Origin of the sequence: Pontibacter akesuensis (genome assembly GCF_001611675.1) — a bacterium.
In the GTDB taxonomy this organism is placed as follows: domain Bacteria; phylum Bacteroidota; class Bacteroidia; order Cytophagales; family Hymenobacteraceae; genus Pontibacter; species Pontibacter akesuensis.
This window is the reverse complement of the sequence record NZ_CP014766.1, coordinates 1,859,013-1,884,929: the sequence shown is the minus strand read 5'-3', so window position 1 is coordinate 1,884,929 and position 25,917 is coordinate 1,859,013. Positions and strand designations below refer to the sequence as shown.

Genomic DNA, 25,917 nt, shown 5'->3' with positions numbered 1-25,917 from the left:
ATTAATATGCCTTAGATGCATCTGCCAAAAACTCTAAAAGCTTTTTATAACAAATCGCCTGTAGGGGCGTTACTAGGCAAGTAACCCAAACTATAGCTGCACTCATACCTATCCTGAAACTTCTTGCGCTTAATTAGAAGACATATTGCCTGGTTCAGGAGTATTGCTTTCGTTCTGATGATTCACTTGCTGAATTATAGTGTGAACATGGAAGACTTTCGCCTGCCCGATGATTTGGGCATAAGCGATGAGCACAATGAAGTTGAGTCGTTTTCTGAAATAGTGCTGACCCTCTTGCTGGATGAGCAAGGAGCCTTACCTGATGAGGCCAATGATATAGACGAGACAAAAGCTGCGGCAGGTATACTTGCTGTAATGCCCGCTGCTTTCAGTTTCAACAGCCAGGTGTTTGCTTTACGCGAACCCACCACCTTTCAGGATTACCGCAACGGATACCTGAATCTGGTGTACGACATCTGTCCCCCTCCACCCAAAGCCCAGGTTTAATTTCGGATTCACAGTGTCTGCTTTCCTGCAAACGCTAATGCTGCATTTGCCGCTGCGCCATGCGCACCGGGTTTGTACGCCATTCCCTTTTCAAAAAACCGTTTTAAACCATTTCCATGTTACGTAATATTTTCATCGTTATACTGCTATTGTTTTCTCTCAGGGCAGTAGCACAAGAAGTGCACTTGGCTGACACAGCCGAATCCAAACCGCTTAAACTGACGCACGCAGAACCGCTTTACATCGACCTGATTCGTGATCTTGGGGCCCATAAAGGGGAAAAAGAATGGAATATTGGGGCTGGCCTGACTGACAATATGGGCTACGACCGCTATGAGTTTTTGGTAGAGTACGAGTGGGCGCCCATCAACAGACTGGGTCTGGAGATAGAAGTGCCGGTCTCCCTGTACACGTCCAACAGCCGTGACCCTAAACCTGAACAAAACCGGCCCGCCGACCGCATTGAGTCGGTGAAACTTGCCGCCCAGTATACCTTCCTCGTGTCAGCCAGACACCAGACCTCTATGGCGCTGGGTACCATTACCGAGTTCGAGTTGGCTGACCTCAACAGGATAAGCAAGGACAACATGGTGGAGGGCTTTCTGTTCAACCCCTTTCTGGTTATGGCCAAGCGCTGGGGCAGCAACATGCACTCGCTGGTGTATACAGGCCCCCGGGTGCACTTTCCGTTCCACAAGTCAGGTACAGAAACGGGCTACGAGCTAAACAGTAGTGTGCACTACATGATCCCAAACACACGCAACTTCATAGGCTTGGAGGTGAACAAAGAGTTCTCAAACGGAGATTTCCACATGGTGGCCAGGCCGCAGATGCGGATCACCATAAATGAAGGCCTGATGATCGGTGTGGTTCCGGGTATACCGCTAGTAAGAGGAGAAGAGCGCTTGAGCTCTTTTGTGAGGCTTATATATGAGCCGCTACACCGCAAATAAAATGTACACGACAAGCTCTCACATAATGCAGATTCTTTTAAGCTTGGCAATTATGGTTTTCTACAATATAAGTGAAAACTATACTTACATGTCAATCGATACGGAAATACTACAGAGGGTTCAAAGCAGCCGGGTAGTGGAAATGGATACGATTGTCCTATTCATAACGGTTACCACGTACGCCTTATGCCTTCTTATTCCGGTTCTGTTATACCTCTACGGGGAGTTTCGGCAGCAAAAAGTTCTTAAGCACAAGGCCTTTCAGCTTATCCTGGCCCTGGCGTTGAATGCCTTGCTGGTAGGTATTGTAAAATATTCCATCAACCGGCCCAGGCCATATACCGCAGTGGCTTCTGTGGAGCAGCTGGCTTCGGCAGGGAGTCCGTCATTCCCTTCAGGGCACACCGCCTGCGCCTTTGTAGTGGCTGCCACGCTTTGCTTTATGTTCAAGGACAAGAGGCTTCGTTTTCTTGTATGTTTATGGGCAGTCTCAGTTGCCTATTCCCGGCTTGCCTTAGGTGTTCACTATCCAAGTGATGTTCTGGGTGCTGTGATTATTGGCACGCTCTGCGCTTTTGCCGGACAAGCAGTTTTTACCTATAGGTGGAACCGCAACAGCCTCTGAGGCCTTTTTATTAGGCAGCCATACTTTGTCAGGATAGCATCCTGATTGTAAAAAAGACAGGGCTGGCACGCCTATCGGTACAGTATATAGAGACCGCTATTTCTATTGAAGTGTAACCGTTGCATTGGTGGAACAATGAGAGGGAAAAGAAGAAAAATCAGCGAGGGCTTCAAGGCCAAAGGAACTCTAAAGGCGACTCTCAAAGAAAGTGAGGAGAACTTTTGAGATGATGCCCCGGTCTTAAGTATGAGCGCTACCTGGAAAGGCCAGCGTACGGTGTGCTGCAGATGCAGGATTACTGACGAGACGATAAGTGCCTTGAACTTTTGGCTTCGTCTGCGCAACCATGTCAGCATTTTGCCAAACTTTGTGTAGCTAATCAGGCAAGACAAAATCAGGAAAAGAAGGGGCTACGATAACTAAACCGTAGCCCCCTCTTCCTACATATATACCATTTTTTGAGTGCGGTAAAAGTCAACGGTGGCAGTTAGATCATATTCGAAATTTGAAAGCCTTGGTCTATCTCAAATAAAAGCCTGATTCAGGAGTGAGTCAGGCTTTTTTGTTTTCAGGCCAGAGTTTGTTGACAATAGACCAAACAGGCTAGTTAAATGCCTGTTTTTTTAGTCCATTAACTACCTGATCATGTTGCAGAACATGGTTTGCCCGACCTGTTTCTTTTGATTTTCCAGTACAAGCTGGTAAGGAGCCTGCTGTGGCTAATGAGGCCACACTGAAGGTTTCTAAGGATTCTGAATAGGCGTTGCTTCTAACTATTCCTTAGCCCCTTCTGTTTCACTACTCCGGTGCCGCCACATGTATCAGGTGTTGTCAACACTAATTATAATGGTCTTCTTCAGTGGCTTGCCTGGCTCATGCAAAATGCCTTCTCCTTAAACAGGTTGCTGTACAGGTCCAGCTCAGGAGTTATAGTAACAGCAGCGCAGCGCATAAAATATACCCTGATGTTGTAAGACTAGTCTGTATATTTACGGATGCACCGGCTTGGTAAAGTGCAGTCTTCCGGAGAGAAGCCTACGCTGTAGTTGAGCAAATGCAGCAATAGGAGACATAAAGGAATATTATGATACTGTACATAAAATATATGGTGAGCTTGCGCTGCAAGATGATGGTGAAGGAAGAGCTGAGCAAACTAGGCCTGCAGTATGTGGTAGTTGACTTAGGCACTGTTGAGGTACTCGAAGACATAACACCAGAACAGCGCTCACTCCTGAAAGAAAATCTTCTTCTTTCCGGCCTGGAGTTGCTCGATGACAAGAAGAGCATCCTGATAGAGAAGATAAAGAACGTCATCATAGAGATGATCCATTACTCTGATGAGTTTCCTAAAGCAAATTATTCAGACTTTATCAGCAGGAAGCTAGGCCACGACTATACGTATCTGGCCAACATCTTCTCCGAGGTAAAAGGCATCACCATTCAGCAGTTCATCATCTTCCATAAAATTGAAAGAGTAAAAGAGTTGCTGCTGTACAAAGAGCTCAATCTTACAGAGATTGCCCACAGGCTGCACTACAGCAGTGTGGCCCACTTATCGAACCAGTTCAAGAAAGTCACAGGACTTTCCCCTTCCTTTTACAAGCAGCTAAAGCAAAAGCGTATGGCCAATCTGGAAAACATGTGATTTATGTAACATATATCTTTCTCTATGTAATAAATCTTCTTCCCAACCGTCGCACCTTTGTAACATCAAAACAGGTGTGCCACTACAGGCATATCTTCCGCCAGTAACGGATACTAAAGCCACACTGATTGCTATTGAATCTCAAAGCACCCGCATTACCAGGAACATCAACAACAGCATGCAAGCAAAGCATCAAGAAGGATGTTCAGCGTTAATGCAGCTTCTCCTTTCCTAAAGCCAGCGATCTGAATTCAGGCTCCTGATCACCTACTCCTACCACCATACCCCTACAGACAGTTCTTACAGATCACGCTGCTTTTCGATTCAAAATGAAAAGCAGGTTCTATAGCCCTGCGCACTAAAACTTACCCCACACCAGGCAAGCTTTGCTACAACCTATCCGCAAAGTATAAAACCACCTTTACAAAAATTAATAACACCTCATATGAAAAGATTATTCACCATCGCAATCACCATCCTGTTTATCAGCTTTTTCCAGCTGGATGCAACTGCCCAGGAAAAACACGGCAGTACCTTAAACTTAGGGGTAGGCATTGGCGGCTACGGCGGCTACTATAAATATGCCAACCGTACTTTGCCGGTTATTAGTGTTAACTACGAGTTTGATGTAGCGAAGCGCTTTACCCTGGCGCCTTTTATAAGCTTCTCTACTTTCTCGAATGACTACCGGGATAATAACAACTACTATACTTACCGCGAATCAGTAATTCCTATCGGTATAAAAGGCACCTATTATTTCGATGATATACTGCATGCTAATTCCAAATGGGATTTTTACCTGGCCGGATCATTGGGGTTTGCCATAGTGAACTCACGTTGGGATGATCGTTACGATGGAGACAAAGACTATTACCAAAGAGGAAATCCCTTGTTCCTGGATCTGCACATTGGCACAGAATACCACTTTAACAGCAGAGTTGGTGCCTTTCTCGACCTTTCCACAGGTGTATCTACCATCGGTATTGCCATACATTAATCAACTTTAGCCAAAGAGAGTCCACCTGTTCTGTTACTAATGTGCCGGATTGAAACTCCGGCAACTAGTTTCAGGATAGGTTGCTTTTTTGCCTCAGTACTTCTATCAAAGGCAGCGAAATCTGAAATGTTTTCAGGACATGTGATATATGTAACATATGGGTTTTAACATGTAACACTTCACGCGCTGCAAGCCTCCATCTTTGTAATATCAAATACTGCCGTGCCTTATAAAGATGCACGCATCCGCCAGTAACGGGAAATTAACAAAAACACATTGAATTTAAGAAAACTTATGACAACCCTCGCTTTGGCTATGGTTGTTGTGTTTGCCGGATGTAAAGAAGATACATTCATCGAAAGCTTAGGGGTTTGCCCCGTTGTTTTATCCACCACCCCTATCGACGGAGCCACTAATGTGCCTCGCGAATCACAGGTTACAGTTACCTTTAACGAGGAAATGAACCCTGAGACAATCACCCAAACATCCTTTACCTTATTAGGAACAGAAAAAGTTTCAGGTGTTATATCCTATAACACCAAAACCAACACCTTAACTTTTGTTCCGGAAAACAAGCTGGCATATGCCACAACGTATACTGGCAGAGTAGCCACATCCGTAAAAGACAAGCTGGGCAATGCCCTGCAAACAGATTACGTCTGGACCTTTAGTACCGGTGCACTTGTGTCGCCTGTGGTTATCGCTACTGATCCGGCTAACAATGCAACAAACATTCTGCTGAATCAGGCAATAGCTGCTTCCTTCAGTGTTCCCATGGATCAGTCGACGCTGAACACGACAACGTTCACCATAAAGCAAGGTGCAACAGCAGTTGCAGGAGCAGTAACCTACTCTGGCACAACGGCTGTTTTCACACCTGCGAGCAACCTGGCTGCGAACACGGTTTATACCGGAACCATTACAACTGGTGCTAAAAACACAGAAGGCAATCCTTTGGTGAGCAACTATGAATGGACCTTCAGGACGAAGCAGAATACAGTGCCAACGGTTACCGCTACCGACCCTGCCAACCAGGCTACAGGTGTGGCTCTTAACAAAGTGATCACGGCACGTTTCAGCGAAGCCATGAATCCTGCTACCATCACGGCTACTTCCTTTACTTTAAAAGCAGGAACAACAACAGTGGCTGGCGACATTAGCTACACCGGCACAACGGCAAGTTTCACTCCTGCCAACAACCTGGCTGCTAACACTACCTACACAGCCACCATCACTACAGCAGCTAAGAGCACAAACGACATGCCTTTAGCGGACAACTACACATGGACATTCACCACGGTAGCCAATACCACTCCGCAACCAGGCACACCAGGATCACCAGGTACACCGGCCATGGGAGTTGATTTAAAAACTGCTGCTCGCTTCGGCATCTTTGCAGGTGTAGGCATCAGTAACAACGCAGGCTTTAGTGAAATCCGAAATCTGGATGTCGGTATAACACCGGGTGTTCGCTCATCTGTAACTGGCTTCCCGCCAGCAATTGTTGTGAACGGCGCCATTTATGCTTCTGATGATTTAACACCTCCGGGCACTGCAGCCATGCTGTTACAAGCAAAGCAGGACCTGATGGAAGCGTACCTTTTTGCTGAAGGCGCATCTTCTCCGGCACCAGCCACAGTAGCAGGCGACCAGGGTGGCAAAACACTTGCCCCGGGTATCTACAAATCAACTTCCACATTGTTAATACAGGCTGGTGATTTAACACTGGATGCACAAGGCGACCCGAATGCGGTATGGATCTTCCAGATAGCTTCAGACTTTACCACAGTGGGTGGTGCAGGCGGTAACATCATACTGACCGGCGGCGCACAGGCCAAGAACATCTTCTGGCAAACAGGCAGCTCTGCCACCATCGGCGACGGTACCTCCTTCAAAGGAAACGTGCTTGCCCTGACCTCTATTACCATGAACTCGGGTGCCAGAGCGGTAGGCAGAATGCTGGCCCTGAATGGCGCGGTAGTAATGACCAACACCAACATCATTGAGAAGCCTTAATCAACAAGAAAATGACAATCAGAAATAACCATAACGGATCGCGCAACGCGTGGTCTGCCTCTAAACTCACGCTCACAAGTATAGCACTTAGTACTTTACTCGTTGCCGGAATACAGGCCCCTGCACAGGCGCAAGACGCCCCGTTCACCAAACCATCCTGGTGGTTTGGTGCAGCAGCCGGTGCAAATTTTAACTTCTACAACGGCTCCACCCAGAAGCTGAACGCAGGATTAACCCCGCCGGTAGCATTTCACGAAGGCAATGGTGTTGGTCTTTTCGCGGCACCGCTTATAGAGTATCGTCGTCCGGAGTCAAGATGGGGGCTTATGCTGCAAACAGGTTACGACAGCCGCAGAGGCACCTTTGACCAGCAAACAACGCCCTGTGATTGCCCTGTGGACCTTAGCACCAAGCTTAGTTACATCACCGTGGAGCCTAGCCTGCGCTTCGCTCCTTTTAAAGCATCAGGTTTTTACCTGATGGGCGGCCCGCGAGTGGCTTTTAATGTTAAGAAGGAGTTCCGGTACGAACTGGGCGTTAACCCCGCTTACCCGGACCAGGAAAAGAACCCTGTGGTGAACGGCGACCTAAGCGATGTGAAACAGACGCTTCTTTCGATGCAGGTTGGCGCGGGCTACGACATTCTGCTTAACTCACAGGATAACCGCAACCAGTTGGTGCTTTCTCCTTTCGTGACGTACCAGCCATACTTTGGCCAGTCGCCGCGCAGCATCGAAACCATGACGGTAAATACCTTACGGGTAGGTGCCGCGCTTAAATTCGGAAGAGGAAAGCCAAACACCCCGGCTGTAACAAGCGATGTGCAGTTCTCGGTTAACTCGCCTGCCAACATCACGGCAGACAGAAGAGTAAGAGAGACATTCCCGCTTCGAAACTACGTGTTCTTTAATCTTGGTTCTACTGCCATTCCGGATCGTTATGTGCTGCTGGAGCAAAACCAGGTGAAGGATTTCAAAGAAGATCAACTGGAAACGTTCACACCTAAAACACTGTCTGGCCGTTCGGAACGCGAAATGGCAGTTTACTACAACGTACTGAACATTCTCGGTGACCGTTTGGGCAAGAACCCCGCAGCCACGGTAACGTTGGTTGGCTCGTCTGAAAACGGCCCGCAGGAAGGCAAAGTGATGGCTGAAACAGTGAAGAACTACCTGGTGAACACATTCAGTATCGATGCTTCGCGCATCAGCATTGAGGGACGTAACAAACCTAAGCTGCCATCGGAGCAACCGGGTGGCACAAAGGAACTCGAACTGCTTCGTGAAGGCGACCGTCGTGTGTCTATTGAAAGTAACTCACCGGCTTTGCTGATGGAGTTCCAGAGCGGCCCTGAAGCTGCCCTGAAACCAGTGGAGATCTCGGCCATACAGGAAGCACCGCTTGACTCCTACGTTACCTTTAACTCCGTTGGTTCAGACAAAGCCTATACTTCCTGGTCTATGGATCTGACGGATGACAAAGGAATCGTTCAGAACTTCGGACCGTTTATGCAGGAAAGTGTCAGCATACCTGGCAAATCCATTTTAGGAGACCGTCCCAAAGGCACATACCTGGTTACGATGCTGGGCACGAAAGAAGATGGCACCATTGAGAAGCGGGAAGCTACCGTGAACATGGTACTCTGGACCCCGGCGAAAGACGAGGAAGGACAGCGCTACAGTGTGCTCTATGAGTTCAACGACTCCAAAGCAATCAGCACCTACGAGAAGTACCTGACGGAGATCGTAACGCCTAAGATACCACAGGGTGGCAAGGTGATTATCCATGGGTATACCGACACCATCGGTGATGAAACGAAGAACAGGGACTTGTCTTTGGCGAGAGCCAATGATGTGAAAAGGATCATCGAAAGCAGCCTGGCCAAAGCAGGCAGAAAAGATGTGACCTTTGAAGTGCAGGGATTTGGTGAAGATCAAAACCTGGCCCCTTTCAACAACAAATATCCGGAAGAGCGCTTTTATAACAGGACAGTTATCATTGATGTTATCCCCGGAAAATAACGGTAGCATTCCAAAATTTTAATCAAAAGCAAAAGCCGCATAATTGTACGGCTTTTGCTTTTAATATACCGGAGTAGGATTCGAGTATTCCTTTTCCTGCTTATGGCAACTTGATAGAGCCATTCTTGTTTCCTCTTTACCGATTTTCTTTGTAGGTGCGGCAAAAACCAGCAATGGCAGACAGATCATCGAAGGAATTGCTCGAAGTTTAGGTGCTTTAGGCTACCTCATAAGAGAGCCTGATTCAGGAATGAGTCAGGCTCTCTTATGAGGTAGCCTCTACCGTACTACTAGTGCCGCAACTAGCTTAAAATACGTAGAGGGTTTCTAGTTCAACTTTGCCGAGCGGTATTGTGCAGACATTGCTTGCCTGGAGGCGCCCTTTTTCAGATTAGCCTCTTCTGCTGTTGCCTACAGCCTTGTTATTTGTGCACTGTGGGTAAAACCCCGTAATTTATTAACTGACAGAGCCACCTTTAATGTGGCAGAGGCTTCTTAAGAATTTTATACTTTATGGCTTAATGAATTAATGATCGATTTCAAACGTAGTAAGTATAAATAACAGAACCTGTTTTATACTTACTTGTAGAAACACTGATCTCATTGCTCATCACTTCGCACCAGGTTCTAATCACTTTGCCAGTAGCAGCGCCGTACCGTACTCCCGGATTTGAGTATGCACCTTACAAACACAAATGAAACTATATATTAAGTACATGGTCAGTAACCGCTGCAAAGCACTGGTGCAGGAAGAGCTCATAAGCCTGGGGCTGCAATCAGAGTATGTGGTGGTTGACCTTGGCGTGGTTGATTTGCACAAGGATATTACTGACATCCAGCTGGAGCAGCTAAAAGAGAACCTAAGCAAAGCGGGCCTGGAAGTGCTTGATGACAGCAAAAGCAAACTTGTTGATAAAATAAAGACGCTGATTACCGACATGATTCATTCATCGGAAGAACAGCCAAGGGTGAACTACTCTGTTTACATCAGCGAAAAACTAGGTTACAATTATAATTACCTGGCCAATCTCTTCTCCGAGGTCAAAGGAATTACCATTCAGCAATTCATCATCATCCATAAGATAGAGAAAGCAAAAGAGCTGCTCTTTTATGATGAGCTAAACCTGACCGAAATTGCCCATCGCCTGCATTACAGCAGTGTCGCCCATTTATCAAGCCAGTTCAAAAAGGTAACCGGGCTTTCACCTTCGTTTTACAAGCAGATAAAAGACAAACGCGAAAGCGTACTCGAAAACCTGTAAAATTTGAAACATACTTAAAGAAGTATGTAAAGCATTGCCCTAGCATTTCACCCACCTTTGTGCATCCTGAGGTTTGATCTATTCATGCTATCGGGATGCTTTTATTTTGTCTGCTTTTTCAGGATTCAATCGCTTGCCCACACAAAGTGTAGCGAGTTGAAAACTTAAAGCTTTCTGACGATCTGCATTCATCTACTTAAATGTCAATTTTATACTTCTTGTCATGGTGACTCCTCGGCCTGAAAGTCCAGTACAGTATCTCTACTTCCCAAACCGCTTACGCTTACCTATGAACCTGAAAAAATTAGAAACCGGAAATCCGTCATTCGATCATATTTCTCATGGCGGCTTGCCATTAGGCCGAACCACGCTTGTAGCAGGCAGTTCCGGAAGCGCCAAAACACTGTTTGGAGCGCAGTTCCTGGCAATGGGCATTCAGCTGTACGATCAGCCTGGTGTGTTCGTCACATTTGAAGAGCAGGTGGATGATATCCGGAGAAACCTTAGGAGCTTTAACTGGGACATTGATACCTGGGAAAAAGAAGGGAAGTGGATATTTGTGGACGCCGCCCCAAAAGAAGAGATCATAGTTGCAGTCGGCGATTTCGATCTGAGCGCTTTCCGGATCAGGCTGGAGCGAGCCGTAGAAAGATGCAAGGCACAACGGGTGGTGATCGACTCAATTGGCAGCATTTTCACGCAGTTTCATGAGGAGATGCATACTATCCGTCGTGAACTGATACAAGTAGCCCTCACCTTATCGCGCTTGGGAGCCACTTCGATTATTACGGCCGAGCGCCTGGAGGAGTACGGTAAAATTACGCGCTTTGGGGTAGAGGAATTCCTGACTGATAATGTGGTGATACTTAGGAATGTGCTGCACAACGAGAAACGCCGGAGAACCATTGAGATCCTGAAATTCAGGGGAAGTAACCACGAGAAAGGCGAAAACCCATTTTCCATCAACCCGGAGAAGGCCATCGTGATCATCCCGTTGTCGGCTATGATCCTGAAGCATGTCTCTTCTGATGAACGGATTACTTCTGGCATACCTGCGTTGGATGAAATGATTAACGGCGGATTCTACAAGGGCTCCATCAACCTGATTTCCGGAGCGATAGGAGCCGGTAAGACATTGCTGGTCGCCAACTTTGTGAACGGAATCCGGGAAAAGAAAGAGCGCTGCCTGTTACTGGCTTTTGAAGAAAGCAACGAACAGCTGTACCGTAACGCCGCCGGTTGGGGCATTGACTTTAAGCAGTTGGAAGATGAAGGTCTCCTGAAGGTGATCTGCATTTATCCCGAGATATCTTCCCTGGAAGATCATTTTATCAACATCCAGGAAATTGTAAAAGATTTCAAGCCCGACAGAATAGCGATCGATAGTTTGTCTGCCCTGTCGCGCACATCCTCCGATAAAGGTTTTCGCGAGTTTATCATCGCCTTCACCTCCTACCTGAAGCACCATGAGATCACCGGTTTGTTTACGTCCAACACGCCCTTGCTGGCAGGCGGCACATCCGATACGGAAGGCAACATCTCCCCTATCACCGACTCCATTATTCTGCTGCGCTATGTAGAGATGAACGGAGAGATGCAGCGAAGTATAGCGGTGCTCAAAATGCGTGGTTCCAAACACGATTCCTCTATCAGGAAGTTTTCTATCACAGACGAAGGTGCCAAGATAGGGAAACACTTTGCAGGCATCAGCGGCATACTTACAGGAAACCCGATGCTGATTAAGCTTGAGTAGTATTTAATAGTAGCATACCCCACAAGCCGGTAGTTACCGGAACTTTTAGCCAAGTTAAAATAAAATGAGCATGCATGTTTTTCAGCTCTTTATTAACGGACACAGCCTTAATTCAGTAGAGGCCGTGGACACCCTTCTCAAAATTTGTAAAGAAAACTTAAATGGAAATTATCGCCTAGAAATAATAGACATACAGAAAGACCCTGATAAGGCGGAGGAGGCAGGCATAATAGCCATTCCTACATTGATCAGAATGCAGCCAACGCCGGTTAACCGCATTATAGGAGCCCTAAACGTTAGAAGCCGCGTGTTGGCCGGTTTAGGAATCTCAAGTATGCACAAGTAAAGTATAAACCTACAGACAATGTTGTACACAATCCTTAAGTACAACATTGCTTGTAGGGTAAACTGTAAAGTTTCTAAAGGAGCGCTATACGCTTCCTGGTCCCACTCTGGAAACCCAACTAAAGCCGGCGCAAAATCTGCAGAATTTTCAGAATATGTGATATATGTAACATATAAATTTTAGTTTGTAACACTTCACGCGCTGCAGGTCCCCACCTTTGTAATATCAAATACTGCCGTGCCTTATAAAGATGCACGCACCCGCCAGTAACGGAAAAATAACACGGAGTCGTGTCTTTATTTTACTGCCAGAGGTTCACAATTTTTCTATACTATAGGCCTACTACAGCTTCCTCATACTTTATTCGATTAACGAATATTTTTGGTGTAAATAAGTTAAAAGATAGGAAGTACAGATTCCTGAAGAATGTTAAGGTGTTATGATTTAGTCATGAGGTATTGTCGAAAGTAATGAACGTATGTGCCTGCAGATATGTAGTAGGTATATAATAACAAGCATAATATGAATAACGGAACAGTAAAATTCTTTAATGACCTGAAAGGGTTCGGATTCATTAAAGAAACAAATTCAGATCAGGAGTACTTCGTGCACGTTTCTGGCCTTGTTGATGAGATCAGGGAAAATGACGAGGTTAACTTCGACCTGCAAGAAGGAAGAAAGGGACTGAACGCGGTAAATGTACAACGCGCTTAGTTTTAGACCATAAGCTACTAAAAAAGCCTTACCCCCGGTAAGGCTTTTTTATTGCAGTTACAGCTATGCAAGCCTTAACTGCACAAGAATAATAAATGTAAATTTTAACACGCTAAAGATGAATAGAAAATACCTTGTTGATACGCTAACCCACGAGTACTTATGTGTTGCCCTTAAAAAAGGGCTGGATTGGGTGCCCAGTAATGAAAGCATACTTCCAGGCTTTATGAGCACCCGCACCCCTGTAACCGAAGATGATTCCGTATTACTTGCGGGAGAATTTAACGACAATGTGTTTTTTGAGAAGTGGATACGAAACGGGACAAACGTTTTGTTCCGGTATTAGCGGTAACCGTTAGTATTTAACTGCGCCAGAAGAATTTTGCACCACCTGTTTCCTGCTTTACCATTGCCATCTCTTTAGCCAGGCACTACATAACACTCACTATTGGTAATTTGTAGTTGCAGCCACCTCAAAAAAACAGCTTATGCGCAAAAGGATTATGCAGCAAGAAAGCCATGTAGCACCTTCCGTACAGCACGGCTGGTTAGACCTTGATCAGCTGGCTCTGGTAGAGGTTACGTCTGAAGAGGAGGCGCATCCCATTGAAGCGGCACTTACGGATGGTAGCAAAGAAGGATGGAGAGCCGCACAGCCGGGCGAGCAGACGATACGCCTTGTGTTTGACGCACCGCAAAGGGTCAGCCGAATTAAGCTTCTGTTCCGGGGCGACGGGCAGGAGCGCACGCAGGAGTTTGTGCTCCGCTGGCAGCCGGCCGATAATCAACCTTATCGGGAGATTGTAAGGCAGCAGTATAACTTCAGCTCGCAGCATGATTCAGAGGAGCTGGAGGATTATGCCGTAGACCTTGCCGGGGTGCAGGCACTGGAGCTACGCATTATTCCGAACACGAGCGGAAGCAGCGCATATGCCTCTTTGGCACAACTGCGCCTGTGTTAAAGCTGGAAAAGGTGCTTACTGCATAAGCACTTTGTAGATGAAGCCAATCTGTATCAGAAATATTCTCATGACTCCTGGTCGCCTAAAAGGCGACCAGTTCCTTTTTTGAGCATTACGCCTTACGAACAGCGTTAGCAGTATTCTGCTCTGCCACAAATTTTACGATTAGCTTTGTTAAAATCCTTAGCTCTTCTGCTGCAGGGGTTCCGGCGTCCGCATCCTTTATCTGCTCAATGCGCGAGGCGACTGCGTGGTATTGCAATGGTGTTGTAATCATGGGTGCTTTTGTAAGTCCAATGGTTTATACGGTTTCACAGCCTCCAGTTCCTGGTCATTCAGCCTAAATAAAGGGCGATTCACTAAGTAATATACATTGTTTATCCAGGGCAAGTGCAAATGTGCGCCTTCTGTTAAGTATGGCACAGGATTGTCTCTCCTCCTGCCTGCGGATAAGTCTCTCCAAAATATAAGACCTGAACAAGGCAGAAACAGAACGTCTACTTGCCTCTTTTTGCTTATTCTCCTCCGTCCCGCTAACATTGCTTCATATAGCTGGTTATAATGCAGCATTACGGATCGGCTATTATTTAATGAAGGAACATGAATAACAACACGGATAACGCACCCATCATTCTGGCAGGTGTTACAGGGCACCTGGGTGGTCTCATCGCGAAAGAACTACTTAGGCGGGGAGCCAGTGTGAGAGCGATTGTGCGGCCCGGCAGTATGAACGAAGAAGTAGCCGCCTTGCAAAGGGAAGGTCTGGGTATTGTGGAAGCTGATTTTAAAAGTGTGTCCGAGTTAAGCAAAGCTTGCGCGGGCGGAGCCTGTGTGGTATCTGCGCTGTCGGGGCTGGAGGAGGTGCTGCTGGAGGCGCAGCGCGTATTGTTACATGCCGCAGTAACGGCTAAAGTACCGCGGTTTATTCCGTCAGACTTTTCCATCGATTTCACCAAGCTTCCGCGAGGCACCAACCGCAACCTGGACCTTCGCAAGGAATTTCAGGAGCGTCTTGAAAGAGCACCCATTGCGGCTACATCCATCCTCAACGGCATGTTTACCGATCTGCTGACCGGGCAGGCGCCGGTTATACTTTTCCCACTCAAGCGTGTGGTTTATTGGGGTGATGCCGACCAGCCGCTCGACTTTACCACGATCCATGATACGGCAGCTTTTACCGCTGCGGCGGCGCTAGACCCCTCCACTCCCCGTTACCTCCGCATTGCCGGCGATGTGCAAAGCGCCCGCGGGTTGAGCGAGGCGGCCAGTGAGGCTACCGGTGAGGAGTTTCGCCTGTTCCGCGTAGGTGGCCTGGGGGTGCTTGATGCTATGATTTCGTTTACGCGTGCGGTTATGCCCAATAGCCGGGAGGTGTTTCCGCCGTGGCAGGGCATGCAGTACCTGCGCAACATGTTCAGCGGACAGGCAAAGCTGGAACCACTCGACAATAACCGCTATCCTGACATTGCCTGGACATCGGTAAAGGAAGTGCTTGCAACCAGAGAGTAGCGCAATTAATCCGGCTTTTTCGGTAAAATGGCCCTCAACGTTAGTTCCCGGATACTTTAACGGGAGCGGATCTTAGAGGGGCACCAGTTGTGGTCGGAGTCTGAACGGCTTTCTCCTTGCTTTCTGCTCTAGTAGCCGGGGCGTCTGTGGGCTTGCCGGCCGAAGTGGGTTGTGCAGTTATTGTGGAAGACGTGCTGTTTGGTAGCACGCTTTCTAGAGGCGCTGCCACCGGGCTTTCTTTTATTTCCACCGCCTGCACCTGCACTGAATCGGTGGCCGGGGCCAGAAGGGAATCTGCAGGGGCAATAACAGGCAAATTGAAAAGCGAACCGGCAGAGGTGCTTGTCCCATTGCCCTTAACAGAATCAGTAGAGCTGGCTTCTGCAGCGTCAGCCACACTGGCTTCAGGAGCATTTGGCTGCAGCACGGCAAGAGAGTCAGAAGCTGAGGTTTGAGGGTTATTCAAAAGCGAATCAGCAGGCACAGCACCTGGTGTTTGTGCAGGAGTGGCGCTACTTTCTGTTTTTCCGGCTTTCTTCTGCTCCTTCTCCAGTTTCTTTTGGTCTTTCTTGGCTTTTTTCTGCGCCCGCTCCTCCAGCTTTCTTTTTTGCCCGCCGGTACCGATGCCAATCCCGAAGCCCATGTACAAATCAGGTCCTACGGCTTTGCTGCCAGCCAGCATGGCCGCCAGGTTATCAGAGCCAACCACCAGGGCCCCAAGTCGCAGCATCGCCCCAACGTTCAGGTCACGGTAGTTGTTGGTAAGATAGATGGGAAGTGCCAACTCAAGTTTCCTGCCCTCAAAACGCGGCGCAACCGACAGCGTGGAGAACTGCCGCATGGCCACGGCATCCTTCGCGCGGAGGTTGTGCAGCACTGCAGTGTTTACGAACAGGCGGCGAGACAGCCGGTAATCGAAGTTCAGGTGAAGGGCGGTGGGCAGGCCGGATTTGATCTCTGTTTGCCGCTCCCCCGGCGTCACTTCCAGGGCTTCCTCCAAGGTTGGCCCGAGGTTCTCGAAATCCACATCCTCAAACGTGTCGTCGTTCAGCTCCAGGTTTTGGCGGGTGATGTTGTAGCGGCGCACCTGCTCCGGATCGTTATAGGTGATGGCGCCTACATCCAAAAGTGAAAGCCCGATGCGATATTTATACTTGTTCTCGCCTGCGTCTGTCTTTTCCTCGCCGTTAAGCGTGTACTGGTAGTCGGCGTAATCAGGGCGGTGCTCGTAGGTGAAGCCGATATCCAGGCCCCATCCGGTGCCGGGCGTATCGCGCCACGTAAGGGCATCCAGCACATCCTGTTCCTCTATGTCAAACTCGCTCCGGGAGAAACCGAAGTCAGCCTTTCCCTGGTCTATCAGCATAGCAGACTCGCCCGCGGCGGTCTGGCCCAACTGGTAGTCTACGTCGGGGCCCAGCAAGTGGGCTGAATAAAGGCCGGCCAGCTTTTTTACAGTGATGCCGCCCTTCAGAAAGCGCTTTTCCTGCGACAGCAGCACCGTGGCATAGGTAAACCCTACCTCTGCAAAGGCATTGGTGTTAAAGTAGGCCTCACTGCTGGAAAAGGGCATGTTCTGTATTTCGGGGTTTGCCGTGCCATAGCCAATCACACGGGCTATGTCTTCCGAAACGTTGTTGGCCTGCAGGGCCGTGCGGAACCTGGTGGTGAGGGCAATGCTGTGCCGGGGGCTAAGCTTCAGCATGAAGGACGGCAGCTGCAGGCCAACTCCAAAGTGCGCCATCTTAGACTTTCCATCAAGCCGCTCCCGGATGTAAGAACGGTCAAACAGGGTCTCGTCTTCCAGGATGTTTTCCGACTCCCCATTCAGGAAAGTCTCTGTATCGACGCCAGGGCCATCATAGTGAAAGTAGGTATTGGCAAACCTCAGGTGGCCGGTAAACAGGTTCAGGTGAAACCCGTGCCGCGAGTCGGCAATGGAGGAGGGGTTGAGGAGCACCGAACGGCTGCCGCCGTAGTTGCTGCCGGCCAGGCCCAGTTGGTGTTGGGCCTGCAGGCCAATAGCAGGAAGTATAACCAGGAAAGAAACAAGTAGAGGTCGGAGCATACGCATGGTGTAAGGTTCGTGAAGAAGGATAGTGCCGGCAACAGCGCTCAATCGCAGTCGTAAGAAAAGTATGTCGTGGCGGTGTAGGCAGGGTTGGCACCAGAAGTGATATAGCGGGTGAGGGTGGTAGGATACCCCTCGTCGTTATACGTATAGCTGTACTCCGTCTCGCTTTGGACGGTAGTAGCGCCAGTTGTGGTGGTTGAGGAGACGTGCCGTAGCATGTTCTCGTTGTGGGCCACCGCTAAGGACATGAAGGCATATTTCTCCTGCTCTTTGCGCCGCTTGTTATGCTGGTCCAGGTCAAACGCATACTGTACTACCTGCTGCTGTGTGGGAGAAGTATAGGTGCGCCGCACATTGTTGCCGTTCTCCCAGGTATAAATGGCCGTGTAGTTGACGGTAGTCGTGCCATCCTTGGTTGTAGCCGAGGTGATTTTCTGTATCTGGCTTTGTGAATCATATTCCACTGATATTTCTGTCACAGTACCGTTGGCGTTGTTAAAAGTAGACCTCGCCCACTTCCCCTGCTCGTTGTAAGTGATTATTTCGGGCGTGTACGCCGTGTTGTTTCTTGTGTCCACGTACTGGCTTTTCACTACACGGCCGTCGCTGCCGTAGGTAAATTCATAGTAGTACCGGAGCTCCTCATTCTGAAAATAGCGGATTTCGGTTACCTTCCGGCCATCGTACACGCGCTCTATTACCCAACCGGCATCATCCTGCTGGCTAAGTTCCAGGCATTTTGCGTTAGGCTCCGGGTCGAAGATGCCTTTCTCGCAGGAGGCAAGCAGCAGTGGCAGGCAGAAAAACAAAAGAAACTGTAAACGTTTTTTCATGTGGTAATCCCTTATTGCCGTTGCTGAGGTGCTGCAGCCGGCGTGTTTTTACAATGATTTCGTATAGGTAAAATTGGGTGCCGGTAAACGGAAGCTACGTCTACTTCCTTCTGGTGAAGGCACCAGGTGGAAGATGCTTACTGGCAAGTAGCAAAGGATTTTTTGGAGCGTATAAGAAGGTTAAGTTAGCTTAGAATAAAATAAGTGCAAAAAATAATTACAATAGTAATTTTTAAAGCACGCCCGTACAATACCTACTATTGAGTATTTTTAAGTAAACGACGTTAAGTTTATACTTGTAAGAAAGCAGGAATGGCCAGAGCAGTTCGAAACCGCAACACTTTGGCGGCGTTGCCAGATAATTGAAACAATACAGCGCGTGCCATGATTTATACTTTGAAGATTTTTACCTCCTAACCCGCAGCACATGAGATACTTTTTTCTTGCGCTTATCAGCCTGTTTTGCCTCAGCTGCATGGATGAAAGTACAAAGCCAAAGTTCGACAGAGAACTGCTCACAAACGGCACCTGGAGTTGCTACGGTATTCGCAAAGGGCATCTGGTGGGCCACCAGCCAAACGATCCGGCGGCAAATGAGCGGGCGCTGATGGATTCGGTTACCTATCAGTTTACATTTAATACTGATTTTACCTACACAGGCAGGCGCTGGATGGTACTGGGAAGCGATAGGGCCGTGCTCTCCTACTGGTATTACAGCGGCGGCTGGGAGGCCACACAGGATATGGCGGTTCTTAAACTTTACGGTAGTCTTCAGAACAGAAACAACCTGCAGTTTGAGTTCGAGATAGTGTCGCTGTCTGCTACGGAGCTGGTGGTAAGGTATATCAACAAACCTGCGGATGAGCTGGACACGCTCTATTTTAAAAGAGAAAAGAAGTAGAAGGCACTGCCGTGGACCCAAGGCGGTAACAGCAGTTGTGTGGCTAGGCAAGGAGTGTGCTGGAGCGTGTTATGAGTTGAAGGCGAGCCAATAAATGTCCGTTTTGTTTTGGTTGTGAAAGAAAAGAGGTGAATTCACCTTCCCCTTTAATAACCACGCACATGCTGATTTACAGCGGTATTATTACCCTTGATTACACCCCGGCCACGGACGTGCTGGTAACCAGCATGCCGGACGTAAAGCAGTTTAGCCTGTCAGAAGTGCGCTTCAGCCTGGAGCTTATCGTGGAGAACATCAGGAACTACGACATTAAGAACCTACTGCTGGACTCAAGTAACTCCATAATAGAGGTGGAGGACTCGGCCTATAAAAGCGTTACCTCAAAATTCGCCACTGACCTGATGGCCACGCGCCTGCAGAAGATAGCCCGCGTAGTTACCTCAGACGCTAAGCGCGAAGAACGCTCCGCCAGACTTGCCACCGAGCTAAAGCAGGAGATGAACATGCCCGTTGAATTCAAGAACTTCACCACCCGGAAAGACGCCATGCACTGGCTGCTGGACGCGTAAGCTTCCTGCTGTATGCTCCATACTGCAGGTTTGAAGGCAGCCGCGGCCAAGGATCAAGCAGCTGAGTTGTTTTAAGGCTGCCCCCGCCACTAGATTTTCTTTTTATTCTGATCTCCCTCCAGGATGTCGTTTATACTTAGGGCGGCGCTGATAAGGCCCAGGTGCGTAAATGCCTGCGGAAAGTTACCGAGGTGCTCGCCCTTCAGGCCCAGCATTTCGGCGTAGAGGCCCACGTGGTTGGCATATCCCAGCATCTTCTCGAAGTATAGCCGCGCCTTGTCTACCTGCCCTGCCCGTGCCAGGCACTCTACATACCAGAACGTGCACATCGAGAAGGTGCCTTCGCCGCCCTGCAGCCCATCCAGCTCCTCGTTCACGCGGTAGCGGAACACCAACGCGTCAGACACCAGCTTTTCCTCAATGCGCTTCAGGGTAGAAAGCCAGCGCGGGTCCTTTGGGCCGATAAACCTGATAAGCGGCATCAGCAGCGTAGCGGCGTCCACAGTGTCGGCACCCTTGTACTGCACAAAGCTCTGCAGCTCCTCGTTCCAGAAGTCGTGGTGGATGGAGAAGAAAATCTTGTCGCGCTCCTTCCGCCACCTTTCCGGTAGCGGGTACGAGTGCTTCTCGGCTATCTTCATGGCCCTGTCAATGGCCACCCAGCACATCATGCGGGAGTAAAGGAACTGCTTTTTGCCGCCGCGCACCTCCCAGATGCCTTCGTCTTCGCGGCGCCAGTTATCGCACACCCACTCTACCTGCTGCCTCAGGTCATCCCAGAATTCAAACGAAATGGGCTCGCCATACTTGTCGTAGAGGTACACGGAGTCCAGCAGCTCGCCGTAAATGTCCAGCTGTATCTGGTCGTAGGCCCCGTTCCCGATGCGCACGGGCTTAGAGCCCATGTACCCCTCCAGGTGGTTAAGCTCTATTTCGGTCAGCTCTTTCCGGCCGTCTATGGAGTACATCAAACTCAGGTGGCCCGCGTCCCCAATGTCGTCGCACTGCTTGTCCACCCAATCCACAAACCCCTTCGCCTCTTTACGGAAGCCCAGGCGCAGCAGGGCATATACCGTAAAAGAGGCGTCCCTGATCCAGGTGTAGCGATAGTCCCAGTTGCGCATGCCGCCAATCTGTTCAGGCAGGCCAAACGTAGGGGCCGCCACAATAGAGCCATACTTGTGCGAAGTCATCAGCTTGAGCACCAGCGCAGAGCGGTGCACCACCTCCATCCAGCGGCCCTTGTAATTGCAGGTGGCTACCCAGTCTTTCCAGTAGTTAATGGTGGCATAAAGGGTTTCGGTTACAAAGCCATCCAGAGCGGTGGCCGGCGGCGTATCGCAGGTGATATAATCCAGCAGGAAATCGGCCGTTTCTCCCGTTTTCAATGTAAAAGTGGCTACCGCATCGCCGTCTTCTAGGTGTATGGGAGTAGAGCTTTTTAGTCGGATAGTGGTGTTGTCGGAGCCCTCACTTTTGAAGATAACTTCGTTGGCAGTTTTTTGTTGTACCGTGTGTGGGGAGCGGGCATAGTTAAAGCGCGGGGCACAGCGCATGGTAAAGGTCAGGTCTCCGTGCACGCAGGATACCCGCCGGATAAGTTCTTTGCCCTGGAAGAGCGCCTCCACCGGCATAAAGTCGGTTATCTCGCCAATGCCCTCATCGTGGAGGAAGCGCGTGAGCAGCACGTTGGTGTCGGGGAGGTAGAGCTGCCGGTGCTTGGCGCCATCGGCAGTGGGTTGTATAGAGAAGGAGCCGCCTTTTTCGTTATCGAGGATGGCCGCGAAGATGCTGGGCGAGTCAAAGTCGGGGAAACACATAAAGTCGATGGTGCCGTTCAGGCCGACCAGGGCCACTGTGTTCAAATCGCCGATCACGGCATAGTTCTCTATAGGTTGATAGTCCATGGTGCTGCTGTGTTTTTTCCCGGTATACCCTGTCGCCCTGCATTGGGTTTAAAGAAAGCGCCCAAGCGCGGGGAGAGACCAGGCCGCCAGCGGCGTTCCGGTTAGTATGGCGGTGGCAGGTTTGGTTGAACAGCTTACAGGCAAAGGGCCCGCTGAGGTATGAGCGGACACAGAGTTAAACTAAAAAGCTGCGCAGGCAGTGCAATAGGCGCACTGCGGCGGCAGTGGTAATATTGGGCTGAAAAGAGCAATAGTAAGCCTTAGGGCTCTGGGTAGTGTTTTTTTATCCTGTGTTATGATGCAATTTGCACGCAGTTAATCCGTTATAAAAACAGCCATTATAAAAAGGTAAGTTATGATGTAACCTTTTCCAGATTTTAGCATAGATGTAAAAGGTAGTATCGTGCCCGCTGCATACTTCATGGCGGCTACAGTGCGGTACTTGCTTTCCCCTAAGGCCAGCCGCCGCAAAACGGGCTGTTGTGCCCGGCACAGGCTTCGTGGCTTGTGTATCTTTATATATAGGAATTTCGTAATACATAAAACGCTGAGCACATAGTTCACCCTTAACTCCGATTGAATGCATCTTCTTCTACCTAAGCGTTTCTATTCCCTTTTTGCGCTCCTTTTCCTGCTGCTCGGCTTTTCGGGCAGTAACTTTCTTCAAGCTGCCCCATGTGATGTGATTGTCAGGCCAACAGACGGCAAGGTGAACTTTTGTGCGGGAGAGATAACTACTTTAACTGCCACCGTGGGTGAAAACATCGTCTCCTACGAGTGGTACAGGGATGGCGTACAGACGGGAAACACCTCCAGTACCATTTCCGTGAGCCAATCCGGCACCTACTATATTATTGCAAGAGTAAACAACTGCGGGGGAGATCCTACTCAAACATCAAACCAACTGACCATCACCTACAATCCTACGCCGGTAGCACCGGCCTTTTCTACCAGCCCGGATGCCAGTGCGGGAAACCTGTGCGCTGGCGATGAGGTGACCTTCAACCTGCGGGCACCGGAGTTGAGCGGTGTGGCGTACGAGTGGAACTTTGGTGATGGCTCGCCGCTGGTGCGCACGGTAGGAGATGAGACAGTTACCCGGATCTTTAAATCTGCCGGTACGGGCATAGAGGACTTTACCGTTACTGTGACCGCGATAAATCAACAAACCGGGTGTACGTCTGTAGCCACGCAAACGGTTTCGGTACTGCAGACACCCGAGATCTCCTTCACTGAAAAGAGCAACTTCGAAGTATGTCTTCCGGATGATGTGGCCCCGAAAGACACATCCATCGTGGTAGAGTTGACTAACACTACGGTAGCGCCCTACCTGTCAGATATCAGGACATACTATGTAGATTGGGGTAACGGTGCCGGAGAATCCGTTTATCCTGCATCGCCAAGTCCTTTTCCGCTCAAAGCCGAGCCTTATGATACCCTCGGAAACTATGAAATCAGAATCCGCGCGGTAAACAGGAACGGCTGTGAAGTAACCAGTACCCAAATATTCAAATATAACCAGGACCCCAAGGCTAACTTCGGCATCGCCATGAAAGAGCGGGTAGAAGAAACCCAGATGCCCCCCTGTGTTCCCGTAAATGTGACGTTGGCGGACAGTGCCAAAGGCGGAGGGCTCTCCTACCGATGGTCGGTGCAACCGAAACAGGGATGGACTTTTATAGAGGGCGACTCCACATCGAAAGAGCCGAAGCTGCAGTTTACCGTGTCCGGAGTTTACACTATTCAGCAGATCGTGGAAAATAGTTGTGGCGCTGATACTACTTCGCAAGGCATTGTAGTGGGCTGGCCACAGGTGCAGGTGCCGGCCAGTGTTACCTCCTGCGGTCCCACCGAGATTGACTATAGCAGCAGTGGGCCCGGCGGTGGTATGGGCGGCGGCCTGTTTGTCGATAAAAACCTGGGAGAGAACATAACCGTCAAGATAACCATCACTGGCCCAACGAGCGCCACCCGAACGTTTACCTCCGACACCTTCCAGTACAAGTATAACTTTACCACCCCCGGCAGGTACACGGTGGCCGTGGAGGCCATAAACGAGTGCGGTAGCTCAAATTCTATTTACCAGGGGCAGCCGGCGCCCGTGCAGGAAGTTGTGATTCTGCAGCAGCCGGCCGCTCCCATTGTGCAGGCACCGGGTGTGGCCTGTGTGGGAGATACTGTACGCCTTACACCGACGGGCCCCGGACCAATTTTCGCCTGGTTCGACACAAATGTGGCGGGTGCCGCCCCGATAACCACCGGAGCGTCTTTTACCACGCCAACGCTTTCCGCTGACGTTACTTATTATGTGGCGGCCATCGATACGGCTAACGGTATTGTATGCATCAGCCCCTTAACGGCCATTCCGATTGAGGTGGTGCCGGGCATTTCGAACAACACCATAGAAGTAGCAGGTGAGCAGGTGCGGAACCTGTGCAAGGGTGATGTGCCACCGGTGCTTACCGGCAGCACGCCTACGGGCGGTGACCCAAGTGCGCCCCCCCGCTACCGTTGGGAGATTAGCACCACGGGCCCTACCGCCGGTTTCGGGGCAGCGCCTGGAACAAACAACACGCAGAATTATACGCCTTCGGCACCGGTTTCGGGAAACACTTGGTTCAGGCGTCTGGTGTTCTCGGGTAGTTGTGCGGAAAGTATAAGCGATCCGGTGGCTATCGTCGCCGTAGATCCCGTGCCAGCCAGTGCCAACACCATCAGCCCTGCCTCACAGGAAATATGTGCCGGCGATACACCAGCCCCGCTTGTGGGCTCCGAACCTACGGGTGGAGCCGGAAGGCCTTATACCTTCATGTGGGAGATCAGTACCACCGGACCAGAGACAGGCTTTGCCAGTGCCCCCGGCACAAACGACGATGTTAACTATACCATACCGGCAGGGGCGCTGCGCGAGGGAGAAGTATGGTTCCGCAGGTCCGTAACCTCAGGAGGCTGTACCGCTTTTTCAGCCCCGGTAAAAATCATCCTGTATCCGGCGCTGGAAAATAATACCATCAGCACAGAAACACCCCAAGTTTGTACGGGCACAGCTCCCGACATAATAACAGGCGCACAGCCGACCGGCGGCAGTGGCACTTATACGTACCTCTGGCTAAGCAGCACGGCCAGTGCCACGGCAGGCTTTAATCCGGCAGCCGGAACGAACAGCGGCCAGAACTTTGTGGCCGGCAGACTGGCGCGCACAACCTGGTTCCGCCGTGTGGTGCGATCGGCGGGCTGTGCGGCCGATACAAGCGCCGCGCTTCAGATACTGGTGACACCGGCCTTGCGCAACAACACCATCACCGCCACCCAAACGGAGGTTTGTACCGGTCAGGCGCCGACGAATGCCATTACTGGCAGTTCTCCAACAGATGGCGCTGGCGGTTATACTTACCTGTGGGAGAGCAGCACAGTGGGGCCTGATGCAGGTTTCGTTCAAGCTGCGGGCACCAACAACGGCATCAATTATACCCCGGAAGCCCTGGCCCGTGATACCTGGTTCCGGCGGGTTGTGTTCTCCGGTGGCTGTTCCGATACTTCCAATGTGGCAGCCATCGCCGTATTGCCTGTACCGGCTGCGCCTACCCTTACCGCAGAAACACGCAGCGCAGTCACTTGTATAGGCGGAACGGCCACACTGGCCGTCGCCAACCCGGATGGGCTGGAGTACAGGTGGTATACTTCGTCCACGGGCGGTAACCCGGTATTTATCGGTGCGGAGTTTTTGATTGATAATGTGATGCAGACCACTACCTACTATGTGGAGGCGGTGAATGCGTCGGAATGTACGAGTACCTCGCGCACGCCAGCCACGGTAACGGCAGTGCCTATTGTGGCCAATGCCGGGGAAGATGTGGAAATAATACAGGGGCGCCCAGCAGCATTGCAGGCCACAGGTGGGGCTACGTATCGCTGGGAGCCTGCCGAAAGCCTAAGCGACCCGAACATTGCCAACCCGGTGGCGCGGCCAAACGAAACGACTACCTACACGGTGACGGTTACCACGGCGGAAGGCTGTGTGGATACGGACGAAGTCACGATCACCGTGATACCGGCCCTGCAGATTCCGAATGCCTTCACACCAAACGGCGACTCCTTCAACGAAGTATGGGAACTCGGAAATGTACAGGAGTACCCCGACATGCGCGTGGAGGTGTTCAACCGCTGGGGCAACAAGGTGTTCAGCTCTAAAGGCTATGCTACTCCCTGGAATGGTACCTTCAACGGCAAGCAGTTACCGGTAGCCACTTACTATTACCTCATTTACCTGGATGGCACCTCCAATGAGCCGCTTTCCGGTGACGTGACCATAATCCGATAAGA

The 25,917-nt window shown here is 50.0% G+C and carries 21 protein-coding genes; 17 read left to right on the top strand and 4 right to left on the bottom strand.

The window, feature by feature from the left end; genetic code table 11:
- Positions 1-207 precede the first annotated feature (207 nt).
- The 13 genes from A0W33_RS07925 (at position 208) to A0W33_RS07865 (ending at position 13,801) form a co-directional block, all read left to right on the top strand.
- Positions 208-507 carry a hypothetical protein gene (locus tag A0W33_RS07925; protein WP_139237148.1) on the top strand — a complete coding sequence of 100 codons (300 nt, stop codon included), beginning with the start codon at positions 208-210 and terminating at the stop codon, positions 505-507.
- Between the two features lie 116 nt (positions 508-623).
- Positions 624-1,460, top strand: a complete 837-nt coding sequence (locus tag A0W33_RS07920) for an HAEPLYID family protein (protein WP_068837647.1) — start codon at positions 624-626, stop codon at positions 1,458-1,460.
- A gap of 25 nt (positions 1,461-1,485) precedes the next feature.
- Entirely contained in the window at positions 1,486-2,085 is a 600-nt protein-coding gene (locus tag A0W33_RS07915; RefSeq protein WP_074937197.1) for a phosphatase PAP2 family protein, read from the top strand.
- Between the two features lie 1,084 nt (positions 2,086-3,169).
- The gene (locus A0W33_RS07910; protein ID WP_068837645.1) at positions 3,170-3,730 is read left to right on the top strand and encodes a helix-turn-helix domain-containing protein; all 561 of its coding nucleotides are present in this window, start codon (positions 3,170-3,172) and stop codon (positions 3,728-3,730) included.
- A gap of 445 nt (positions 3,731-4,175) precedes the next feature.
- Positions 4,176-4,727 carry a hypothetical protein gene (locus A0W33_RS07905; protein ID WP_068837644.1) on the top strand — a complete coding sequence of 184 codons (552 nt, stop codon included), beginning with the start codon at positions 4,176-4,178 and terminating at the stop codon, positions 4,725-4,727.
- A gap of 294 nt (positions 4,728-5,021) precedes the next feature.
- Positions 5,022-6,743 carry an Ig-like domain-containing protein gene (locus A0W33_RS07900; RefSeq protein WP_068837643.1) on the top strand — a complete coding sequence of 574 codons (1,722 nt, stop codon included), beginning with the start codon at positions 5,022-5,024 and terminating at the stop codon, positions 6,741-6,743.
- A gap of 11 nt (positions 6,744-6,754) precedes the next feature.
- Positions 6,755-8,764, top strand: a complete 2,010-nt coding sequence (locus A0W33_RS07895; RefSeq protein WP_068837642.1) for an OmpA family protein — start codon at positions 6,755-6,757, stop codon at positions 8,762-8,764.
- 695 nt (positions 8,765-9,459) lie between these two features.
- Positions 9,460-10,026 (top strand): helix-turn-helix domain-containing protein, encoded by a 567-nt coding sequence (locus tag A0W33_RS07890; protein ID WP_068837641.1) that lies wholly within the window; start codon positions 9,460-9,462, stop codon positions 10,024-10,026.
- A gap of 289 nt (positions 10,027-10,315) precedes the next feature.
- Positions 10,316-11,779, top strand: coding sequence for a circadian clock protein KaiC (kaiC, locus tag A0W33_RS07885; protein ID WP_068837640.1), 1,464 nt, complete (start codon positions 10,316-10,318; stop codon positions 11,777-11,779).
- A gap of 64 nt (positions 11,780-11,843) precedes the next feature.
- The gene (locus A0W33_RS21330) at positions 11,844-12,125 is read left to right on the top strand and encodes a circadian clock KaiB family protein (protein WP_068837639.1); all 282 of its coding nucleotides are present in this window, start codon (positions 11,844-11,846) and stop codon (positions 12,123-12,125) included.
- Positions 12,126-12,647: 522 nt separating this feature from the next.
- Complete coding sequence (locus A0W33_RS07875; protein ID WP_068837638.1) at positions 12,648-12,839, top strand: cold-shock protein; 192 nt, start codon at positions 12,648-12,650, stop codon at positions 12,837-12,839.
- Between the two features lie 118 nt (positions 12,840-12,957).
- Complete coding sequence (locus A0W33_RS07870) at positions 12,958-13,185, top strand: hypothetical protein (protein WP_068837637.1); 228 nt, start codon at positions 12,958-12,960, stop codon at positions 13,183-13,185.
- A gap of 142 nt (positions 13,186-13,327) precedes the next feature.
- Complete coding sequence (locus A0W33_RS07865) at positions 13,328-13,801, top strand: discoidin domain-containing protein (protein ID WP_068837636.1); 474 nt, start codon at positions 13,328-13,330, stop codon at positions 13,799-13,801.
- A gap of 112 nt (positions 13,802-13,913) precedes the next feature.
- Here A0W33_RS07865 and A0W33_RS20865 read toward each other — a convergent pair whose 3' ends face one another.
- The gene (locus tag A0W33_RS20865; RefSeq protein ID WP_157578011.1) at positions 13,914-14,078 is read right to left on the bottom strand and encodes a hypothetical protein; all 165 of its coding nucleotides are present in this window, start codon (positions 14,076-14,078) and stop codon (positions 13,914-13,916) included.
- 323 nt (positions 14,079-14,401) lie between these two features.
- Here A0W33_RS20865 and A0W33_RS07860 point away from each other — a divergent pair, with 323 nt between their 5' ends.
- Positions 14,402-15,310 carry an NmrA family NAD(P)-binding protein gene (locus tag A0W33_RS07860; protein ID WP_068837635.1) on the top strand — a complete coding sequence of 303 codons (909 nt, stop codon included), beginning with the start codon at positions 14,402-14,404 and terminating at the stop codon, positions 15,308-15,310.
- A 40-nt stretch (positions 15,311-15,350) separates the two neighbouring features.
- Here A0W33_RS07860 and A0W33_RS07855 read toward each other — a convergent pair whose 3' ends face one another.
- Both A0W33_RS07855 and A0W33_RS07850 read right to left on the bottom strand, forming a co-directional pair.
- Complete coding sequence (locus tag A0W33_RS07855) at positions 15,351-17,378, bottom strand: DUF5723 family protein (protein WP_139237150.1); 2,028 nt, start codon at positions 17,376-17,378, stop codon at positions 15,351-15,353.
- 47 nt (positions 17,379-17,425) lie between these two features.
- Entirely contained in the window at positions 17,426-18,217 is a 792-nt protein-coding gene (locus A0W33_RS07850) for a hypothetical protein (RefSeq protein ID WP_068837633.1), read from the bottom strand.
- 427 nt (positions 18,218-18,644) lie between these two features.
- Between A0W33_RS07850 and A0W33_RS07845 the strand changes: the two genes are divergently transcribed.
- Together A0W33_RS07845 and A0W33_RS07840 are read left to right on the top strand one after the other, a co-directional pair.
- Positions 18,645-19,118, top strand: coding sequence for a hypothetical protein (locus A0W33_RS07845; protein ID WP_068837632.1), 474 nt, complete (start codon positions 18,645-18,647; stop codon positions 19,116-19,118).
- Between the two features lie 161 nt (positions 19,119-19,279).
- Positions 19,280-19,687 (top strand): hypothetical protein, encoded by a 408-nt coding sequence (locus tag A0W33_RS07840; RefSeq protein WP_068837631.1) that lies wholly within the window; start codon positions 19,280-19,282, stop codon positions 19,685-19,687.
- Between the two features lie 89 nt (positions 19,688-19,776).
- On the opposite strand, the gene A0W33_RS07835 is transcribed toward A0W33_RS07840, so the two are convergent.
- A complete protein-coding gene (locus tag A0W33_RS07835; protein WP_068837630.1) occupies positions 19,777-21,594 on the bottom strand; it encodes a glycoside hydrolase family 15 protein in 1,818 nt (605 codons plus the stop codon).
- 580 nt (positions 21,595-22,174) lie between these two features.
- Here A0W33_RS07835 and A0W33_RS07830 point away from each other — a divergent pair.
- Complete coding sequence (locus tag A0W33_RS07830; protein ID WP_082815168.1) at positions 22,175-25,915, top strand: Ig-like domain-containing protein; 3,741 nt, start codon at positions 22,175-22,177, stop codon at positions 25,913-25,915.
- Positions 25,916-25,917: the final 2 nt, after the last annotated feature.

What these genes read in the sequence shown, in the direction of transcription:
- A0W33_RS07840 (WP_068837631.1), top strand. Translation starts at nt 19,280, where the DNA reads ATGCTGATTTACAGCGGTATTATTACCCTTGATTACACCCCGGCCACG.
- kaiC (WP_068837640.1), top strand. Translation starts at nt 10,316, where the DNA reads ATGAACCTGAAAAAATTAGAAACCGGAAATCCGTCATTCGATCATATT.
- A0W33_RS07890 (WP_068837641.1), top strand. Translation starts at nt 9,460, where the DNA reads ATGAAACTATATATTAAGTACATGGTCAGTAACCGCTGCAAAGCACTG.
- A0W33_RS07925 (WP_139237148.1), top strand. Translation starts at nt 208, where the DNA reads ATGGAAGACTTTCGCCTGCCCGATGATTTGGGCATAAGCGATGAGCAC.
- A0W33_RS07860 (WP_068837635.1), top strand. Translation starts at nt 14,402, where the DNA reads ATGAATAACAACACGGATAACGCACCCATCATTCTGGCAGGTGTTACA.
- A0W33_RS07920 (WP_068837647.1), top strand. Translation starts at nt 624, where the DNA reads ATGTTACGTAATATTTTCATCGTTATACTGCTATTGTTTTCTCTCAGG.
- A0W33_RS07830 (WP_082815168.1), top strand. Translation starts at nt 22,175, where the DNA reads ATGCATCTTCTTCTACCTAAGCGTTTCTATTCCCTTTTTGCGCTCCTT.
- A0W33_RS07865 (WP_068837636.1), top strand. Translation starts at nt 13,328, where the DNA reads ATGCGCAAAAGGATTATGCAGCAAGAAAGCCATGTAGCACCTTCCGTA.
- A0W33_RS21330 (WP_068837639.1), top strand. Translation starts at nt 11,844, where the DNA reads ATGAGCATGCATGTTTTTCAGCTCTTTATTAACGGACACAGCCTTAAT.
- A0W33_RS20865 (WP_157578011.1), bottom strand. Translation starts at nt 14,078, where the DNA reads ATGATTACAACACCATTGCAATACCACGCAGTCGCCTCGCGCATTGAG.
- A0W33_RS07850 (WP_068837633.1), bottom strand. Translation starts at nt 18,217, where the DNA reads ATGAAAAAACGTTTACAGTTTCTTTTGTTTTTCTGCCTGCCACTGCTG.
- A0W33_RS07910 (WP_068837645.1), top strand. Translation starts at nt 3,170, where the DNA reads ATGATACTGTACATAAAATATATGGTGAGCTTGCGCTGCAAGATGATG.
- A0W33_RS07900 (WP_068837643.1), top strand. Translation starts at nt 5,022, where the DNA reads ATGACAACCCTCGCTTTGGCTATGGTTGTTGTGTTTGCCGGATGTAAA.
- A0W33_RS07905 (WP_068837644.1), top strand. Translation starts at nt 4,176, where the DNA reads ATGAAAAGATTATTCACCATCGCAATCACCATCCTGTTTATCAGCTTT.
- A0W33_RS07875 (WP_068837638.1), top strand. Translation starts at nt 12,648, where the DNA reads ATGAATAACGGAACAGTAAAATTCTTTAATGACCTGAAAGGGTTCGGA.
- A0W33_RS07855 (WP_139237150.1), bottom strand. Translation starts at nt 17,378, where the DNA reads ATGCTCCGACCTCTACTTGTTTCTTTCCTGGTTATACTTCCTGCTATT.
- A0W33_RS07915 (WP_074937197.1), top strand. Translation starts at nt 1,486, where the DNA reads ATGCAGATTCTTTTAAGCTTGGCAATTATGGTTTTCTACAATATAAGT.
- A0W33_RS07870 (WP_068837637.1), top strand. Translation starts at nt 12,958, where the DNA reads ATGAATAGAAAATACCTTGTTGATACGCTAACCCACGAGTACTTATGT.
- A0W33_RS07895 (WP_068837642.1), top strand. Translation starts at nt 6,755, where the DNA reads ATGACAATCAGAAATAACCATAACGGATCGCGCAACGCGTGGTCTGCC.
- A0W33_RS07835 (WP_068837630.1), bottom strand. Translation starts at nt 21,594, where the DNA reads ATGGACTATCAACCTATAGAGAACTATGCCGTGATCGGCGATTTGAAC.
- A0W33_RS07845 (WP_068837632.1), top strand. Translation starts at nt 18,645, where the DNA reads ATGAGATACTTTTTTCTTGCGCTTATCAGCCTGTTTTGCCTCAGCTGC.